This is a genomic window from Desulfuromonas svalbardensis (assembly GCF_055389415.1).
In genome coordinates, this window is sequence record NZ_AP042416.1 from 2,731,136 (window position 1) to 2,749,525 (window position 18,390).

General features: G+C 42.3%; 21 protein-coding genes and 1 tRNA gene. 11 read left to right on the forward strand and 11 right to left on the reverse strand.

From position 1 onward, the window contains the following. The first annotated feature begins 3 nt into the window (after positions 1-3). From tpiA to ACZ5KY_RS12285, 4 genes are all read left to right on the forward strand, one after another. Positions 4-780 (forward strand): triose-phosphate isomerase, encoded by a 777-nt coding sequence (gene tpiA, locus ACZ5KY_RS12270; RefSeq protein ID WP_464244186.1) that lies wholly within the window; start codon positions 4-6, stop codon positions 778-780. A gap of 152 nt (positions 781-932) precedes the next feature. Further along, on the forward strand, positions 933-1,244 hold the full coding sequence (gene secG, locus ACZ5KY_RS12275; protein ID WP_464244187.1) for a preprotein translocase subunit SecG: 312 nt from the start codon (positions 933-935) through the stop codon (positions 1,242-1,244). A 68-nt stretch (positions 1,245-1,312) separates the two neighbouring features. Continuing rightward, positions 1,313-1,399, forward strand: a tRNA-Leu gene (locus ACZ5KY_RS12280). 285 nt (positions 1,400-1,684) lie between these two features. After that, on the forward strand, positions 1,685-1,963 hold the full coding sequence (locus tag ACZ5KY_RS12285; protein ID WP_464244666.1) for a phage integrase central domain-containing protein: 279 nt from the start codon (positions 1,685-1,687) through the stop codon (positions 1,961-1,963). A 442-nt stretch (positions 1,964-2,405) separates the two neighbouring features. On the opposite strand, the gene ACZ5KY_RS12290 is transcribed toward ACZ5KY_RS12285, so the two are convergent. Then, positions 2,406-2,603 carry a cold-shock protein gene (locus tag ACZ5KY_RS12290; RefSeq protein WP_464244188.1) on the reverse strand — a complete coding sequence of 66 codons (198 nt, stop codon included), beginning with the start codon at positions 2,601-2,603 and terminating at the stop codon, positions 2,406-2,408. Positions 2,604-3,603: 1,000 nt separating this feature from the next. Between ACZ5KY_RS12290 and ACZ5KY_RS12295 the strand changes: the two genes are divergently transcribed. From ACZ5KY_RS12295 to ACZ5KY_RS12325, 7 genes are all read left to right on the forward strand, one after another. Then, the gene (locus ACZ5KY_RS12295) at positions 3,604-3,816 is read left to right on the forward strand and encodes a hypothetical protein (protein ID WP_464244189.1); all 213 of its coding nucleotides are present in this window, start codon (positions 3,604-3,606) and stop codon (positions 3,814-3,816) included. Between the two features lie 60 nt (positions 3,817-3,876). Continuing rightward, complete coding sequence (locus ACZ5KY_RS12300; protein WP_464244190.1) at positions 3,877-4,110, forward strand: hypothetical protein; 234 nt, start codon at positions 3,877-3,879, stop codon at positions 4,108-4,110. Positions 4,111-4,189: 79 nt separating this feature from the next. Continuing rightward, positions 4,190-4,630 carry a response regulator receiver protein gene (locus ACZ5KY_RS12305; RefSeq protein WP_464244191.1) on the forward strand — a complete coding sequence of 147 codons (441 nt, stop codon included), beginning with the start codon at positions 4,190-4,192 and terminating at the stop codon, positions 4,628-4,630. Positions 4,631-5,118: 488 nt separating this feature from the next. After that, positions 5,119-5,355 (forward strand): hypothetical protein, encoded by a 237-nt coding sequence (locus ACZ5KY_RS12310; RefSeq protein ID WP_464244192.1) that lies wholly within the window; start codon positions 5,119-5,121, stop codon positions 5,353-5,355. Further along, positions 5,355-8,564 carry a sodium:solute symporter family transporter gene (locus ACZ5KY_RS12315; protein WP_464244193.1) on the forward strand — a complete coding sequence of 1,070 codons (3,210 nt, stop codon included), beginning with the start codon at positions 5,355-5,357 and terminating at the stop codon, positions 8,562-8,564. Before ACZ5KY_RS12310 ends, ACZ5KY_RS12315 begins: the two co-directional genes overlap by 1 nt. 36 nt (positions 8,565-8,600) lie before the next feature. Continuing rightward, positions 8,601-8,936 carry an STAS domain-containing protein gene (locus tag ACZ5KY_RS12320; RefSeq protein WP_464244194.1) on the forward strand — a complete coding sequence of 112 codons (336 nt, stop codon included), beginning with the start codon at positions 8,601-8,603 and terminating at the stop codon, positions 8,934-8,936. Positions 8,937-9,012: 76 nt separating this feature from the next. Next, positions 9,013-9,450, forward strand: coding sequence for an ATP-binding protein (locus tag ACZ5KY_RS12325; protein WP_464244195.1), 438 nt, complete (start codon positions 9,013-9,015; stop codon positions 9,448-9,450). Positions 9,451-9,463: 13 nt separating this feature from the next. Here ACZ5KY_RS12325 and ACZ5KY_RS12330 read toward each other — a convergent pair whose 3' ends face one another. The 10 genes from ACZ5KY_RS12330 to aroA all read right to left on the reverse strand — a co-directional run bounded on the left by ACZ5KY_RS12330 (position 9,464) and on the right by aroA (position 18,389). After that, complete coding sequence (locus tag ACZ5KY_RS12330; RefSeq protein WP_464244196.1) at positions 9,464-10,081, reverse strand: HAD family hydrolase; 618 nt, start codon at positions 10,079-10,081, stop codon at positions 9,464-9,466. Continuing rightward, positions 10,078-10,857, reverse strand: coding sequence for a prolipoprotein diacylglyceryl transferase (gene lgt, locus ACZ5KY_RS12335; RefSeq protein WP_464244667.1), 780 nt, complete (start codon positions 10,855-10,857; stop codon positions 10,078-10,080). The genes ACZ5KY_RS12330 and lgt overlap by 4 nt, the downstream gene beginning before the upstream one ends. After that, the gene (locus ACZ5KY_RS12340) at positions 10,838-11,791 is read right to left on the reverse strand and encodes an RluA family pseudouridine synthase (protein WP_464244197.1); all 954 of its coding nucleotides are present in this window, start codon (positions 11,789-11,791) and stop codon (positions 10,838-10,840) included. The genes lgt and ACZ5KY_RS12340 overlap by 20 nt, the downstream gene beginning before the upstream one ends. A 235-nt stretch (positions 11,792-12,026) precedes the next feature. Beyond that, a complete protein-coding gene (locus tag ACZ5KY_RS12345; protein ID WP_464244198.1) occupies positions 12,027-12,416 on the reverse strand; it encodes a hotdog domain-containing protein in 390 nt (129 codons plus the stop codon). Between the two features lie 9 nt (positions 12,417-12,425). Continuing rightward, on the reverse strand, positions 12,426-12,707 hold the full coding sequence (locus ACZ5KY_RS12350) for an integration host factor subunit beta (protein WP_464244199.1): 282 nt from the start codon (positions 12,705-12,707) through the stop codon (positions 12,426-12,428). 10 nt (positions 12,708-12,717) lie between these two features. After that, a complete protein-coding gene (gene sppA / locus ACZ5KY_RS12355) occupies positions 12,718-13,494 on the reverse strand; it encodes a signal peptide peptidase SppA (RefSeq protein ID WP_464244200.1) in 777 nt (258 codons plus the stop codon). A gap of 178 nt (positions 13,495-13,672) precedes the next feature. Further along, on the reverse strand, positions 13,673-15,418 hold the full coding sequence (locus ACZ5KY_RS12360) for a 30S ribosomal protein S1 (RefSeq protein WP_464244201.1): 1,746 nt from the start codon (positions 15,416-15,418) through the stop codon (positions 13,673-13,675). A gap of 100 nt (positions 15,419-15,518) precedes the next feature. Beyond that, positions 15,519-16,358, reverse strand: coding sequence for a 4-hydroxy-3-methylbut-2-enyl diphosphate reductase (gene ispH, locus ACZ5KY_RS12365; protein WP_464244668.1), 840 nt, complete (start codon positions 16,356-16,358; stop codon positions 15,519-15,521). Positions 16,359-16,410: 52 nt separating this feature from the next. Then, the gene (cmk, locus tag ACZ5KY_RS12370; RefSeq protein WP_464244202.1) at positions 16,411-17,082 is read right to left on the reverse strand and encodes a (d)CMP kinase; all 672 of its coding nucleotides are present in this window, start codon (positions 17,080-17,082) and stop codon (positions 16,411-16,413) included. Positions 17,083-17,093: 11 nt separating this feature from the next. Further along, positions 17,094-18,389: a 3-phosphoshikimate 1-carboxyvinyltransferase gene (aroA, locus tag ACZ5KY_RS12375; RefSeq protein WP_464244203.1), complete on the reverse strand. Its 1,296-nt coding sequence runs from the start codon at positions 18,387-18,389 to the stop codon at positions 17,094-17,096. Position 18,390: the final 1 nt, after the last annotated feature.

The following is an 18,390-nucleotide window of genomic DNA, read 5'->3' on the forward strand; positions in this document are numbered from 1 at the left end:
AAAATGCGTAAGCCACTTATTGCAGGAAACTGGAAACTAAATAACACCATCGCCGAAGCAACTCAACTCGCTGAGGACTTAAAAGCAGAGCTTGGCAATACAACGAACACCGATATTGTCATTGCGCCCGTTTTTACAGCACTTGCAAGCGTCACACAGATTTGTGCCTCAAGCTCCATTCAAGTAGCAGGACAAAACTGTCACTGTGTTGACTCAGGTGCATTCACAGGGGAAGTTTCGGCACCACTCCTCGCCGATGCAGGATGCAGTTATGTCATCCTCGGCCACTCTGAACGTCGCCAATTTTTCGGGGAAACCGACAACTTTGTTAATGCCAAAACCCATGCCGCGATCAACTCTGGCTTAACCGCGATTGTTTGCCTTGGCGAAACCTTAAAGCAACGCGAAAGCAATGAAATGTTCGACGTAATCACCAGTCAACTCAGTCTGGCACTCAATGAGATCACCCCAGCGCAAGCAGAGAAGCTTGTCATTGCTTACGAACCTATCTGGGCCATTGGCACTGGGAAAACGGCAACAAGTGAAGAAGCCGCTGAGGTTCATGCTTTTATTCGAGGCCTACTCAGTGGCTTATTTAGCCATGAGATCGCTGAAGCTACCCGTATCATTTATGGCGGCAGTGTTAAACCAAGCAACATTGGTGAACTGATGGCCGAAGCAGACATTGATGGAGCATTAGTTGGCGGTGCTAGTTTGACGGCAAGTGACTTTATCGCCATTGCTAACTACCCGAAACCACTAAAAGTGGTACAAAACTAACATCATGAAACTAAAACAAGAAATCAGCTCTTGGCAATACTGATAAACCTATGCTATATTTCAGCGCTGTTATTTGGTACAGCAAAAAATAATCATTGAACCATAGACCTTGATTCTCTGAATCAAAGCAAAACTAGGAGAAACCGCAACAAATGGTTACTTTTCTACTAACACTACACGTTATTGTTTGTATTGCCCTGATCGTTATCGTTTTGCTGCAAGCAGGCAAAGGTGCTGATGCCGGTGCTTCATTTGGTGGTGGCGCAAGCCAGACCGTATTTGGTGCTTCAGGTGGTCGCAGTTTCATGAGCAAGCTGACAACAAGTGCAGCATTTATTTTCATGCTTACCAGCCTATCCCTTACCTATTTTTACGGTAAGCCAGGCTCTGATAGCCTCATGCCTGACCAAGTTCAAGCAGTACAAACTCAGGAACAAGCCCCAGCTCCTGCAGCAGCAGAATAAAAGCGAAACTTACGTCAATTCACTATTGACATGTAGCGCTTCAATACGTATAAATGCATTTCGTTAATGCCGAAGTGGTGGAACTGGTAGACACGCACGCTTGAGGGGCGTGTGACTTAACCGTCGTGCGAGTTCGATTCTCGCCTTCGGCACCAAACGAAAACAACATACGTAACATACACAAACAAAGCCCTTGATTTTCAAGGGCTTTTTTGTTTTCATAGTCGTTAGCCTGTAACAGGCGAAACATACAATTACCGACGGCAAAGGGCCGTACCTCCTCATCACCCCTGCTGGCGGCAATTTATAGCGGTATCATTATCGCTTTGACGGTAAACCAAAAACCTTAGCCCCGGCAAGCATCCTGACGTTAGGCTGCGCGATGCACGAACCAAGCATAGCAAGAACGAGCCCTCCTCGCTCAAGACATCGCCCCATCTATCGATAAAAAATCTCATCACGATCAAGCTCAAACATTTAAAGCCGTCGCAATCGCGTGGCATCAAGAGCAACGACCCAACTGGTCCGAGAAACACGGCGAGCGCTTAATGCGCCGCATGGAGCTTGACCTCTATCAACTTATTAGCGATAACGCCCTGAGCGACCTCACAGCTAACGATATTGACGCGACCCTTGAACGAGTATCAATGCGCTCACTCGATAACGCCCACCGCCCTAAATCAGCGTTGCAACGTGATGTCTGTAGCCATCCATATTGAACCTGACAACACCTCAGCTTTAGCATTGTCTGTATCCATAAACTTCTCAATCAAGTAATGGATACCAGGCTACTAACCCGCAAAACATGAAAACCTAGATACGGCGCTTGTTAGCGATCATCATCGCTATTTCTTCTCCAGCAAAATCAATAGTTCACTACGTGAGAAAATCTCCCGCGCTACCGATCCCGAAATCGGAGGTACTCGATTGTAAGAACTTAGCAACATGAAGCGGGAGGAAATGGCAGGCCTTAGACGAAGTTAGGGGATGGATTTGTAGACGACGTCCCTGTCGAGACTTCATCTCATTTTTATGACAATTGAGATGCGAACCATCTAATATCTTCGATGTTACGATTGAGCCATTGAACTAAACGCAAAAGAGCCCTACGGATAAACCGTAGGGCTCTTGAGTTGTCAGCGATTTAGAAACTTTTTCTATTTATTTGCGGACATTTGATGCTTGAGGACCTTTTTGACCTTGAGTAATATCAAAAATTACACGGTCTCCCTCGGCTAGAGATTTAAAGCCCTCGCCTTGGATTTCAGAATGATGAACGAACAAATCATCTCCACTCTCTTGCTCGATAAAACCAAAACCTTTTGCATCATTGAACCACTTTACTGTACCTTCAGCCATTTTAAACTCCATGCTCCCCTGCGGGAATGCTTTTTGTTGTGCAAACCATATCTACGTAAAAATAAAAAACCACGAAACCGAAAGAGGTTTACATAGCATATTCGTGACTGATTAATTACAAATCTCGTCTAACAAATTATCTCTGCACAAACATATATTTGATACTTATACCACAGACAGCAAAATTAATGCAATCTTGTTTTCAACTTCTGAAAATTATGTCAATTCGTTGCCAGCTTAGGCTTCTCTGCTGTGATTAAGAATGTATAGATGGTGTAAATAGATGCGGGAAGAAAACTTAAAACCACAGTACTATTACCTGATGCTGTTTTCAGCTAGCACGTTCTATCGATCGGTATATCAAATATTGTATCAATAAAGGTCGCATATCTATCTGAATACTTTTCAAACGTGACCAAGGCCGACAATGTCTGTTTAGTCGAATTTCAGTACAACAATTTGGTGAAGAAAACTGGACACCCCTAGTATTGCAGACACCTGATAGTGAAATAATCACAATAACTGATATGTTCAACACTTTGAGCAGTAAACGGTATCCAGAAGAATTTAAAATTGAGGAACAATCGAGATTATATGATCGGTGTTATTGCCACACAGCCTGATATTATGCTGAAAGCTTGAGTAACTGGATCGATTGACCGATATTTACTATGGAGCATCCCTGTACATAAAATGAATATGTAAAATATATTTAGCGTATATTTTATCTATTACTGCTTAACCTACTGATAAAATTGAGCTTTCCTCTTTTTCCACTCTTTATTTGTCCTCTTTCTTATAATCTTCTGAATAATTTTTTCATACGTTTATCACACTCACCACTGACTAGACCTGCTCACGAACCCCATAAAAAACTGTACAATATCAGCTAGTTATCTTTTTATTTATCGACAAATCATTTCTTGGCACAACTCTCGCTATATAAGAAAGACAAGAACGCAACAACGAAGCATCAAAAACACATATTTCGGAGGACGCCATGAAATCACTTACTAAGATTACCACAAGCCTGTTACTTCTCGCTCTTACTGCAGCTCCAGCATTCGCAGGTCAACAGGGTGAAAACAGTGGTTTGATCACATGGTTGTTCCTTGGCTTCTGCGGCTTGATCGTTGTAGCCCAACTGATTCCAGCTTTTATTATGGGATTTGGAATGATCAAGGGTGTATTTGGTCACGCTGAAAACCACTAATTATTTGATTGAACGATTCATACTCATATTTTTTTAAACAATTTGAAAGGGACCACAACCATGAAAGCTCTTAAAAACATCACCTTAACCGCTCTGTTTACTCTTCTCGCTTCTTCTCCTGCTTTGGCTTCAACAGCAGGCCGTGTTGACAACAGCGGGTTCATCGTCTGGGCTTTCCTCGGTTTTTGTGCTCTGATCGTGGTAGCGCAACTGGTTCCTGCAGTGATGGTTATGATGGGTATTGTTAAAGCGGTTGCCAGCCCAAAAGAGGTTGCCGAGCAAAAAAGTAACTAAGAACAATCGTTAACTATCCTCCTTTGGTCAGCAGACAAAATGTTGACCAAGGGGGTTCTTTTAAGATAGGAGGAGCGCTATGTTCCCAGTCATGATTGCTTACAATACGGAACATGATACGTCATCATCATCGTCATCGTTATTACATAATGCGGTGCGTAATGCTGACTGCACCCCCTATCAGGTTAACAGTGTGTCTGAGTCGATCGAGGTGTTGCGTCAGCAAAAACCGGCAATCTTGATTGTTGGTGCCACCTTTGATGGCAGTAACGTCCTTGACGTGATCCCGATCTTTCGTCATCTACAGAAGAATATCAAAATCATCTTGCTCGCCGATTCGGCTTCAGAAGGTTTTTTACGTCAAGCACGGGCGGCGGGAATCTTTTATCATGCTTTGGAACCTCATGACCAGGAAGATGTTCAGGAATTACAATTGGCCCTACAGTGTGGCAAAGAGGCCAGCCTGAAACGGTCACAAGGGATATGGCAACGATTGGCTCCAGTGTTTGGGGCAGGGTAGTTTTTGATAGACTTAAATATTTTGCAATGAATTGTGCGGCGACCTCCAATAGGTTGCCGTTTTTTTCAATCTACGCTTCATACTGGATCGATACTTTTTAAAATCCAGTCATGGCGATATAGGCAGAACAAAATATCCAAGAAGGACTGACCATCCTTCCGTTCCGTGGAGATCATCGCCGGAGGATTAAAACCAACAAAAACAACTTAAGTTACTTACGGCCCAACATTCGAAACTCGCCTTCGAAACCAAACGTTACATACACAAAAAAGGCCATGTTTACACAAGTTTTTCTGTGTTTACGCTTTCGAGTCACAGCAGACAGGTCGAGATTACGATCAATTTAAATCAACTCAAAGACAAACACCCCACTCCTCCTTAAGAATCAAACCATTTAATTTACAACAATCCGTATACAGCTATCGACACCCCGAACATTGTACCTTATACTGTGGCTAATCAAGATAGTGCAAGAGTTTGGAGGTGTTATGTCGAATGAATCCACAACTCAACAACGGCAAATTTGGTTGATTTTTTTCTTCCTTGGCGTTGTCATGCTCAACTTTCCATTTCTACAAATTTTCAATCGAGTAGAAACATTCCTAGGGGTCCCCCTACTCGTTATCTACCTGTTCTTCGGCTGGCCGATTTCTATTGCTGTCATTTACATTTTTACCCGCACCATTGAAGATAATGATTCTGATCACAGTTCGGGGGTTGACTGATGTCCTTGCAACAAATAAGCGTCACAACCATTATCTACTTTGCCATCCTTTTTTCCTTTGCATTCTATGCACTCAAGAGGCGAAAAGCAGGCCGTAGTATTGTTTCAAACCCGCACATCTATTCGCTTACACTTGCTGTATATTGTACATCATGGACCTACTATGGCAGCGTAGGACGTGCTGCAACCTCTGGTTTAGATTTTTTGACCATCTACCTTGGCCCAACATTGATCTGTTTTTCTTGGTGGTTTTTACTGCGAAAAATTATCATAATCAGCAAACAGCAAAACATTGTCAGTATTGCCGACTTCATTTCGAGTCGCTACGGTAAATCGACCTACCTTGGTAGCATCGTCACTATTTTTGCGGTGTTAGGTATTGTCCCCTATATCGCGCTACAGTTAAAAGCAATCGCTTATACCTTCAATATATTAGCAGGGTTACCAGAAAAAGCCTCATCACCGATACAATCTATCGTGCCGTTTGGGCCACAGTTTATTGATACAACATTCATTGTCGCTCTTATATTGGCCGTATTTTGCATTCTTTTTGGTGCCATGCGGCTCGACAGCACGGAACACCATGAAGGACTCATGGCAGTTGTGGCGCTAGAATCTATTGTTAAACTCTTTGCCTTTCTAGCCATTGGAATCTTTGTTACCTATGGACTCTTTGACGGATTTATCGATATTTTCAGTCAATTTTCAGCGCGCTTTCCTGAAAAACAACACCTACTCCTTATTCCAGCCGAATGTGGTAGTGGAACACGTTGGTTCTCGATGACGTTCATGTCGATGATGGCGATCATGTTTTTACCCCGACAATTTCATGTAATGGTCATCGAAAATTCAGATCCTAATCACATTAAAACTGCCATGTGGGCATTTCCTGCCTATTTGTTTCTATTGAATCTGTTTGTTTTACCCATTGCTCTTGGTGGCATCATTACGTTCAATGGTGATACAACCCTTGCTGATTACTACGTATTAAGCTTGCCCCTTGCCTCGGGCCAGCATGCTCTTGCTGTAATGGTGTTCATTGGTGGTTTTTCTGCTGCAGCAGGGATGGTCATGCTTGAGGCTGTTGCCTCGGCAACCATGGTATTAAATAATCTGGTCATGCCAATTATCTTACGTTGTAATTTTAAAATGGCCGACATTTCTGGATTACTGCTTAACATTAAACGCGTAGCAATCGTTTCAATTATTTACCTTGGTTATTTTTATTATCGGACACTGGGTGAATCGGCAGCCCTTATCAACATCGGCTTGATCTCATTCATGGCGGCAACTCAATTTGCTCCTGCTTTACTGGGTGGATTATATTGGAATCGAGCCACTCACCGTGGTGCTGCCGTTGGCCTTATCTTAGGTTTTGTACTGTGGTTTTACACCCTCATTGTGCCAACATTTGTTGATACGGGATGGATTTCGTTAAGTGTTATCACAGAAGGGCCATTTGGAATTGAAAGTCTCCGCCCAACCGCTCTGTTTTATTTAAACACCTTAGATATTTGGTCCCATTCACTATTTTGGACCTTATTTTTCAACCTTGGATCATTTCTCACTATTTCAATTATTACGACACCTTCGGCGAGTGAAGCAGACCAAGCACTACGTTTTGTTGAAGTATCAACATGGAAACAAACCCCACAAAACAGAACACGCATAAGTAAAGCACCAACCATCATGGAATTTGTCGATTTAATGACTAAATTTATTGGTGAAAAACAGGCAAATTCAGCGATTTCTGGCTATTTAGGCGATAGAGCAATTGATGAAAAAGGAAGCTTGTCAGAATTTGAAATACCAGATTTAAAGCTTTTCACTGAGAAAACATTAGCGGCTTCTGTTGGCGCAGCGGCAGCTCGCATTATTATTGAAAACTATCTTTCAGCCCGTGGCAGTAAAATGGAAGATGTATTCAACATCTTTGGTACAGTTAGCTTAAGCCGTGATGCAAGTCGTGAACAACTTACGGTTCTTTATGAAGCGGCCCATACCGTTTCTAGCGGATCAGACTTGGATTCTATTTTCGATAATATCCTTGATCTTCTTTATCGACAATTTCGCTTCGACTTATGCGCCATCCGAATCTATAACGATCAAGCTAATACGCTAGATGTCCGAAATTTCAAGGGTATTGATACCGACTTTTTATCTCATGCGAACAGAGAGATCAATGAAGAAACCTGTATCGGCACAACATATATTCATAACAAAGTCGTACTTGCCAACGATTCAGACTGCATTGACAAGCCAGTATCAATGGAGATTATCCGCAAGGAAGGGATTAAATCTTTTGCCCATGCACCAATAACGGTAGAGGGTCAACCTATCGGAGTTCTTTCGTCTTATTCACGCTACGCTAAGGGTATTTATACGAGCGAATTTATTGAACTTTATAAAAACCTAGCAGCTCAAATCGGCATTGCCTGGCGCAATGCCAATCAAACAATGCAGTTAATTGAGGCCAGTGAACAGGAAAAAGAGTTACACATTGCCGAATCGATTCAACTTGGTTTATTGCCCGGAAAAATGCCAGAGTTGGCAAAACACGATATTGCAGCAATTTGTGTTCCAGCGAAACAGATCGGTGGTGATTACTATGATTTCATCATCCAACCGCCAGAGTTTGATATTATTGTTGCTGATGTTTCGGGCCACAACATTGGTGCGGCACTACTTATGGCCGAAGCACGAACTTTTATTCAAGCTCGAGCAAGACAACTCCCCTCACCAACTTCAATTCTCGATGCTTTAAATCGATTTTTACATGACGATTTAAGTAAAGCAGAATTGTTTATTACAATGTTTTATCTACAATATGATTTAGAAAAGAATCAAATTACTTACGGTAATGCTGGACATAACCATCCACTCATATTACGTCACCACGATAAATCATTTGAAGAACTCGATGCTGAAGGGCTAATACTTGGGATTCAAACGGACGTTACGTTTGAGGAGCAACACTGCCAACTTTATCCTGGTGATATTCTCGTCATGTATACCGATGGTATTGTTGAAGCTGAGAACAACAATGAAGAGTTGTTTGGTATGGATCAGTTGAAAAATGCTATTCTAGAGAACGCATCACTTAGTGCGCAGGAAATTATTGACCAAACAATGAGTTTAGCGCGTATGTTTCAAGGAAGAAGACATTTTAACGATGATGTCACCATGGTTGTTTTGAAAATTGACGAATAAAATACAATTAGAAAGTTTAACACAAGGAGAGTAAGCATGAATGTCATTATGGAAGAACATGGAGAGATTGTTACATTGAAAATTGTAGAAGAACGCTTAGATGCTCACAATAGTAATGAATTAAAAGTACAACTTCTAACCCTTTTTGAAGAGGGTAAAGTAAAAATCATCATTGATCTTGCGCAAGTACGTTTCATTGATTCATCAGGTTTAGGTGCACTCGTCTCAGGTTTTAAGAATGCCAGTTCTCGCGAAGGAGTTCTTAAACTGTGTGGTCTTCAAACACAAGTGAAATCGATGTTTGAATTAACGCGACTGCATCGAGTTTTTGAAATCTTCCCAAACTCAGACGACGCACAAGCAAGCTACTAGAAAAACCTCTTAGGGCGGTATAAGTACCACGTGGTCATTTCGTCCGCCACTGCAGCTGACAACAGGAGTATAGATCATGAAAAATCAGCTTGAGATGGACATCAAAGTCCCTAATCAAACTCGATACCTCGGCCTCATTGGCAAGATCGGGGAAGATATTGCTTACACACTTAAAAATTTTAAAGACAACCGTGATGAGCTTGCATATCATATTAATCTTGTTTTAACAGAAGCGATGGCGAATGCGATCAAGCATGCAAATCAAAATGATCCTAACAAAGAAGTACACATTACAATTAATGTTTCGCAAAACAATCTTTGTATAAAAGTTTACGATCAAGGACAAGGGTTTGATATTCGTGAAGTCAACATTATTGAACCTGACCCGACAAAAGATCACGGACGAGGAATATTCTTAATTCATAGTTTGATGGATAGTGTCAGTTATACTCGATGCGATCATGGTCATGTTTTAGAGATGAATAAATCTTTTGAACTGGACATCAGTTCCTAAAACAACAGCTATTCTAAACATTCAAAAGTTTCAATAAGTCTAGATGGTGACCAATTCTCACCCCACCATCCCACTTATATGACACAAACTGGCACCCTGATCCCTGTGCTGCTTGTTTGTCAAACTCTGAATCACCGATAAAAAGAAGATTATCAGGTGAATGTCCTAACCGTTTAGCAGCCTCAAAGAGTATATCAGGATTTGGTTTAGGTCGTTCAACATCAAGATGTGTTACAACATGGGTGAAATAATGGCTCAGGTTAAAGTATTCGAGTATTTTAACCATACTTGAGCCACGGTTTGTCGCTATCGCTAGTGGATAACTCACAGCTAACCGTTCAAGAACAGTCAAAAGACCTGGCTCAGGCAGCAATTGAGGAATAAATTGTGAATAGTCTACAGTCGTGGCGTAAGTGATCGCTTCATCAATGCGCTCAGGACCTAACAGAATCTCAAAAACCTGAGGACTTGAAGCAGTATGACATACCTTTACTCGCTCATGCTGATCAGGAGTTACATCTGCAACACCAAAGTGTCGAAAAATTTGATTATAAAATGCCAGATTAGCTTGCTGACTATCAAACATCACCCCATCACAATCAAATACAACTGCCCTTATCTTCCCTATCACAGTGACCTCTTTCGATTAAGGAGTATAGCTCCGACTACTCCAACCACTAACATGGGTAACGAGAGCATCTGCCCCATGGTGACACCCGTTGATAAAATTCCAAGGTGCGCATCAGGCTGGCGGAAAAATTCAACAATAAACCGAAACAAAGCATAGCAAGAGATAAAGGAGAAAAAGACTGTCCACGGTTTAAAACGCTGACGATTGATCAGTAACAAAATTATCAACAAAATAGGCCCCTCAAGAAGAGCCTCATAAAGTTGACTAGGATGACGAGGATACGGCCCTGCACCAGGAAAAATCATTGCCCAAGGGACATCTGACACCCTACCCCACAGTTCGCCATTAATAAAGTTACCTATACGACCAAAAAACAAACCACAGCAAGATGAAATCACAAGAATATCAGCAAGCTTGCCCATCGGAAGTTGGCGCTTACGACAAAACAACGACGCAGCAACAATAACGCCGAGCAACCCACCATGAAAGCTCATACCACCCTGCCAAACATAAAAGACTTCGATAGGATGATGCCAATAGTAATTCAAATTGTAAAACAGGGTATAACCAATTCGACCGCCTAAAACAACACCCAATACACAAGAGAAAAGCAAATCGGCGACAGTATCAGAATTAATATTAAGCTCACTTTTTTTTGTTAAACGTAAAATTAAAAGGTAAGCACACATAAATCCGAACAGATACATCAAACCGTACCACCGAACTGCTAGGGGACCTACCTGAAAAGCTATGGAATCAATGTGAGGATAAGTCAACATGACCTTGCCATCCTAAAAGAGTAAGAAGCTGCATGAAATCGTGAGGAGGAGAAACTTTGAAATTCATTTTCTTTTTTGTAACAGGGTGGTCACATTCGAGCTCCCATGAATGTAGCATCGTTCGAGTCACGGCAACATCAAGAATCGAGGCATCATAACCATAACGATCATCACCAACTAGTGGATGACCTGCCTCGGAGAAATGGACACGAATCTGATGCATTCGACCGGTTGGAATATCGACCTCAACCAAAGTAAATTTTTCAAATCGATGTAACGAACAATAGCGTGTTATAGCAAGTTTACCGCCCTTTTCAACCGTTTTCATCTTATTGGTAGCTCTATTTCTAGCCAGTGTGGAAGTGAATTCACCCTCGTCGTCGGCTAATTGACCACACACCAATGCTAAATATTTTTTTTTTGCCTGACGTTGGGTAAAAAGAGCTGTCAACGCTTTATGAGCACGTTGGTGAATTGAAAAAATCATAACACCTGAAGTATCACGATCCAATCGTTGTACCATACCTAGGGTTGGCTTCAAATGTAAGCGAAAAGGATCTTGCAGCCACAGCAACAACGCCTCATAAAGAGTTCCCTTATAACGTGCTGGGGTGGGTTGTGAATCAATCTGCGTTGGCTTATTGATGGTAATGATATAATCATCTTGATAGATAATATCTTTATCAGAAAGACGATAGTATTTAAGTTCTAATCCATCAATAAATATTTCAATTTTATCGCCTTCACCTACAGACAAGTTACACATTCGCACTCGTCGGCCATTAAGATGAACACCGCCAACATCAATGATCTTTCGTGTCAATGTTGGTGACAACTCATGACATTGATCTGAAATAGTTTGATCGATACGCTGAACTTGACTTGAAACGGTAAGACGTATCACTATATTTTTATGTTTAGCAACATCCATTTAGAAACCTAGCAGGCTGTCGGACTTGACAGGCCGTAGCGAGAAATAGACTGCTTGAGTCCAGATTTTCGAGAATTTGAGAGCGAATAGCTGGCCTATTTGTCGAAAATTGTCGGGAATATGGACCAAGTCAGGCTTTTTCGCAGTAGGTCCATGTGAAGTTCGTCAGCCTGACAAACGTAAAAAGGCCTCATCGTTCACATGAGGCCTTAATCAATACTATCGCATATGATAGTTAACTCAATACATGCTTATCGACAACAAAGCAGGTGAATGTCCCCGAATAAACGGGTTTATCATTAACCTTAACCATGCATTCAACAGTATATTTTTTACCCTTCTGTTCAATAACAATCGCAGTTGCGATGGGTGCATCACCGGCCTTAACTGGTGCAATAAAGCGTGAATCAGCGGAGCCGAGTACCACAGTGGGTTCATTCACCGCAAGCATTGCAGCATAATCTGCAAGGCCAAAGATAAAACCTCCGTGTACCAATCCGAAGTCATCAGCAACCATAGAAGGTAACGTTACGAGTTTAATGACTGATTGACCTTGTTGAAGCTGTTGAATTTCACCAACAAGCTCAGAAGAGATACTTAAGTGTGTATTTGAGCTAATAGTCATAATGACTCCCTAGCAGATATCTACGCGTTCACGCAACTCTTTACCCGTTTTAAAGAAGGGGGTCTTTTTTGAAGGTATATCAATCAAATTACCACTTTTAGGATTGCGAGCTTGACGTGCTTCGCGCTCGCGAATCGAAAAGGATCCAAACCCTCTAATTTCAACACGATCGCCACGAACCAAAGCATTACTAATACTATCAAAAATCGTATTCACAATTAGCTCAGATTCTTTTTTATTCAACTGAGAATCTTCATCCATTAACTTTTCAATCAACTGACTTTTAGTCATATAAATACCCTTAGTTGGCTGGTGACCACATCACTTGCAAACCCGATGTATGGTTTGTCATCATGTATTGTTCCACCTTAGAAAGTGTCGTTCCAACAAAATAATCAATTAAACTGACCGATGGTTCTTCGGGGTAAACAATGTTTGGTTCACCAACGATTCCACCCTGTCGAGCAGCCTCTGTAATGGCAACCCTTAAACCACCCAGTTCATCAATTAACCCTACCTGTAGCGCTTGTCTACCTGTAAAAATTCGTCCATCTGCAAGCTTACGAACTTCCCCTTCAGAGAGATCACGACCTTCACTCACTGCGGCAACAAACTGCGAATGAACATCATCGATTAACCCCTGGAGCAATGCTTGCTCTTCTGAAGTCATATCACGCACAGATGAACCTATATCTTTATGAGTTCCACTCTTAACAACGCGTGTTTTAAGCCCAATTTTATCCATCAAGTCTAAAACGTTAGTAAACTCCATGATGACACCAATACTACCCGTAATCGTGCCAGGATTTGCGTAAATCTTATTTGCTGGAGCAGCAACGTAATAACCACCCGATGCAGCGACAGAACCCATTGAAACAATAATAGGTTTATCTTGAGTGATTCGAGCAACCTCTGAATAAATCTCTTGAGATGGACCAACACCACCACCAGGAGAATCTACACGGAGCACAATTGCCTTAATCGAATCGTCCGTAGCAAAAACAATCAACTGTTCAATAGTGTTCTTAGAATCTGTAATCGCGCCACGAAGCTCAATAACACCAACTTTGTTACCCATCGAAAACGAAGTAGCACCCGAAGTCAATATAGATGGAAACTTCATCAGTCCGACAAAAGCAGAAAAAATAAACAATAAGACTAAGAGTGCAATTATAAATGGTCGTTTTTTCATCATAAACCTGACAAAAAAGCCCCTGCTACAAATATAGCAGGGGCTGATTAGAACAAAGGATTAACTATTCTTGGTCAGAACTACCAAATGCACCTTGAAGTAGGTCACCTAAGCTTGATGTTGCTTTTTTCTGAGCACCAATAAATGCATCAACTTCAGCCTTCTCTTTACGTTCAGACAAGTGCTTGATTGATAAAGCAATTTTATGCTCATTTGTATCTACATGCAGAACAACAGCTTCGAGTTCTTCACCAATTTTAGCGAAATCTTTTGGTGAATCAACTTTGTCTTTGCTGATCTCTGAAACATGAATCAGACCTTCAACACCCTCTTCAACCTCAAGGAAGATGCCGAACTCAGTCACAGAAGTTACCTTACCGCGAATGATAGTGCCTGGTGCATATTGCTCAGGGATAATCTGCCAAGGATCTTGACTCAACTGCTTAACACCAAGCGAGAAACGCTCATTGTCGCGATCGATATTCAAAACAACAGCCTTAACGAGATCACCTTTTTTGTACAGTTCAGAAGGATGCTTGATGCGCTTTGTCCAAGAAAGATCTGAAATATGGACAAGGCCGTCAATGCCTTCATCAACACCAACAAAGATACCAAAGTCAGTAATGTTCTTAACTTGACCTTCGATAATTGTACCAGCAGGGAACTTCTCACCGATCACTTCCCATGGATTAGGCTCAACTTGCTTCAAACCTAAAGAGATGCGACGATTATCAGTATCCATAGCTAGAACGATTGTTTCGACTTCATCACCAATCGAAAGAATCTTGTTTGGATGCTTGATACGTTTTGTCCAGCTCATCTCTGAAACGTGAATCAGGCCTTCAACGCCCTCTTCAAGTTCAATAAATGCACCGTAATCAGTCAGGCTTACTACCTTACCTGTTACACGGTCCTTAGCTGGATATTTTTCCTGAACACTTAACCAAGGATCAGGAGTGATTTGCTTGAGGCCTAAGCTGACACGCTCTTTTTCACGGTCAAACTTGAGAACCTTAACACTGATACTATCACCTACCGCGAGAATATCGGAAGGATGGGAAACACGACCCCATGACATATCAGTAATATGTAACAAACCATCGATGCCGCCTAGATCAATAAATGCACCGTAATCAGTCAAGTTCTTCACAACACCTTCAACAATCTGATTTTCTTCGAGAGTTTTGAGTGTATCAGAACGTTGGCTTTCACGCTCATTTTCTAGCAACACACGACGGGAAAGTACGATATTTCCGCGACGCTTATTAAGTTTAATAATCTTGAACTCAAAAGTTTCACCAATGAGTTTATCAAGGTTACGAACTGGGCGTAAATCAACCTGTGAACCGGGCAGGAATGCATTAACACCGATATCAACAGAAAGACCACCTTTAATGCGTGAAACAATGCGACCTTCAACAACCGCATCTTCTTCAAGCGCATTCCAGACCTTCTGACGGTCTGCTTTTTCTTTTGAAAGCCCGATAAGGCCACTTTCATTCTCAGCACGCTCAAAGAGAACATCAATTTTGTCACCGATATTCAATTCTACAGACGAGCCATCGACAGAAAATTCAGACAAAGGGATAACCCCTTCAGATTTGTAGCCTACGTCAACGACAACTGAATCAGGATTAACCTGAACAACTGTGCCTTCAACTACATCGCCAACAGCCAAGTTTCCTTGTGCGCTGTTTTCGAACATCTCTTCGAAGCTCTCAGCGTCAAACTCTTCGTCAAACTCTGCTCCGAATTCATCTTGCATAAATTCGAGCTCATCTTCGTTACTTGTTTCGTTGTTTTCAGACATTAACCAAAGTACCCCCTAGAAAATTACGTCTAGCACTTAAGACGCCCACAGTCCGAGCCGTGGAGCCGAACCGTAGCACAGACGATAAAAAAAACAAACATTATTTTGCGATTTCCCGCAGTCTTTCCATTACTTCGCGAATTATCCACTCTGGTGTCGATGCTCCAGCCGTAATCCCAATTGAAGTCAAACCAACTACCCATTGTGGATCAATGCCAGCTGCTGTTTCAATATGATATGTTTTCGGTTGAATTTCAGAACAGATCTGAGCTAAACGCGTGGTATTTGCACTATTGCGACCACCGAGGACAAGCATGACATCGACACGACGAGCAATTTCCCGTGCCTCATTTTGCCTTACGACTGTTGCATCACAAATGGTATTAAACACGCGCAGCTCTTTGCATTTAGCCAGCAAAATATCGGCAATTTCACTAAAATTTTCAAAAGATTGTGTTGTTTGAGCGACTAAGCCCATTTTCTTTTGCCCTGGAATTTTTTGCGCTTCTTCAGCATTTGCAACGACTGAGGTTTGAGCATCACCAACATAGGAAACAATCCCCTGAACCTCGGGATGCTCTTGCTCACCGACAATAACAACGGTATACCCCCCCTCACCTAAAAGGGCCGCGTACTGTTGCGCTTTTTTAACAAATGGGCACGTCGCATCGACAACGGTAAGTTTTTGTTGGGTCAGTGAATCTTCTTCACTGCGCGTTATTCCATGAGAACGAATAATCACCGTTTCATCGGTCATCTCATCAACAGAGTGAACAACTTGAATCCCTTCATCCTCTAGTTTTTCAACTAGTTGCGGTGAATGAATGAGTGGGCCAAGAGAACAAATTCTCTCAGAGGCATCTGCGGCCTTAAAGGCCATATTTACCGCGCGTTTCACCCCAAAACAAAACCCTGCGCTATTAGCGAGAACAATTTCCATCACTGCACTTCCTATGTTGTTCAGCCAACACCCATTCAGCTATAAGCTAGAGCTATAGGTGTCCCTCGATTTTTGCCAGCATAAATTCAAGAACCTGATCAATCGACATTGAGGTTGAATCAACAACAATCGCATCATCCGCTTGAATCAGTGGTGCATTTTCGCGACTGGTATCCGCAACATCACGTTGAATCACTTCAGCGATAGTCTGTTTCAAGTCGACCTCTACTCCATTTTGGCGTAGTTCGTCGTAACGTCGTGTCCCGCGCGCCTGCGCACTGGCACTAAGATAAAACTTCACCTGAGCATTCGGAAATACGACGCTGCCAATATCACGACCTTCCAAAACAACGCCACCATCCTCACCCATTTGACGCTGCAAGGTCAGCATCGCTGCACGCACTTCTCGACAGGCTGAAACCCGTGAAGTCAGTAAGCTCATTTCAGGAGTGCGAATCAAAGTAGAAACATCTTCGTCACCAAGCCATACTGTCTCAGTTTCACCATCGCGTTTAAAATGGATATCTAAACTTTGACACAATTGATCTAAAGCGTAACGATCCCCCAGATCAATACCTGCACGATCTACTGCAAGAGCAACGGTACGATACATTGCGCCCGTGTCAATATTGATATAATTCAATCGCCCTGAAAGCAAACGGCTCAATGTGCTCTTGCCTGCTCCCGAAGGGCCATCAATTGCTATGATAAGATTTTTTGACATAAATATTTAATTTAAACTCTCGTTTGATCGAGTAAATCCCAAAAAATTGGGAACGAGGTTGCCGTACACTGAGTGTCATCGATGGTGAGAGACTCTTTAGCACGTAATGCGGCGATTGCTGAGCTCATAGCAATGCGGTGATCGCCACAAGAGTTCACTCGGCCACCACTGAATTGCTCACAGCCTTGAATCGTCATGCCATCATCATGGCTTTCAACGCACACACCCAACACACGTAAGACAGTCTCCATTGCCGCAATTCGATCCGTCTCTTTAACACGCAACTCACGAGCATCGCGAAAAACGGTTGTCCCCTCTGCGCAAGCAGCCGCAATACTGATAACAGGAAATTCGTCAATGGCGCGCGGTACAAATTCACCGCCAATTTCAATCCCTTTAAGTTGACTACTTTTGACGAGGATGTCAGCAACAGGTTCTCCCGCCATCTCACGTTGATCAACCAACTCAACAGAACCATTCATCGCTTGTAAAATATCAATAATTCCCGAGCGGCTTGGATTGATGCCCACATTGCGAATGAGTAACTCTGAATTCGGTACAATCAACGCCGCCACCATGAAAAACGCAGCAGACGAGATATCACCCGGAACTAAAAGATCTTGCGCTTGCAGAGTTTGCCCCCCTGCAACAGAAGCTCCACCCGGAAAAGAGTTCACCTCAACACCAAAATGGCGCAACATACGTTCAGAGTGATCACGTGACAAATGAGGCTCGTTAACGGTAGTCACACCGTCGGCATATAAACCCGCTAATAAAATCGCTGACTTAACCTGAGCACTTGCCACAGGAGAAGTGTAATCAATTGCAGTTAAAGCTTGGCCCTGAATTGCGAGTGGAGCACATTGACCATTTTCACGACCTGAAATTTTAGCCCCCATTTGCGCTAAAGGGTTAACCACTCGTCCCATAGGCCGCTTACGTAAATACTGATCACCAGTTAATACTGAAAAAAATGATTGTCCAGCCAACAACCCCGACATTAATCGAATCGTTGTGCCCGAGTTACCACAATCTAAAACATCTGACGGTTCCTTCAAACCGTGCAATCCACAGCCATGAATTGTTAATTCACCGTTGCTATGTTGATCAATCGTGACCCCCATCGACTTAAAGGCGTTCAATGTAGACAGATTATCTTCACCTTGAAGAAACCCAGTTACATGGGTTTTACCTTGTGCCAAAGCACCAAACATAATAGAGCGATGTGAAATAGACTTATCACCTGGGACAGTTATCTCCCCACGCAAACCTTGGCTGGACGTAACAACTTTTGATTGTAAAGTCATA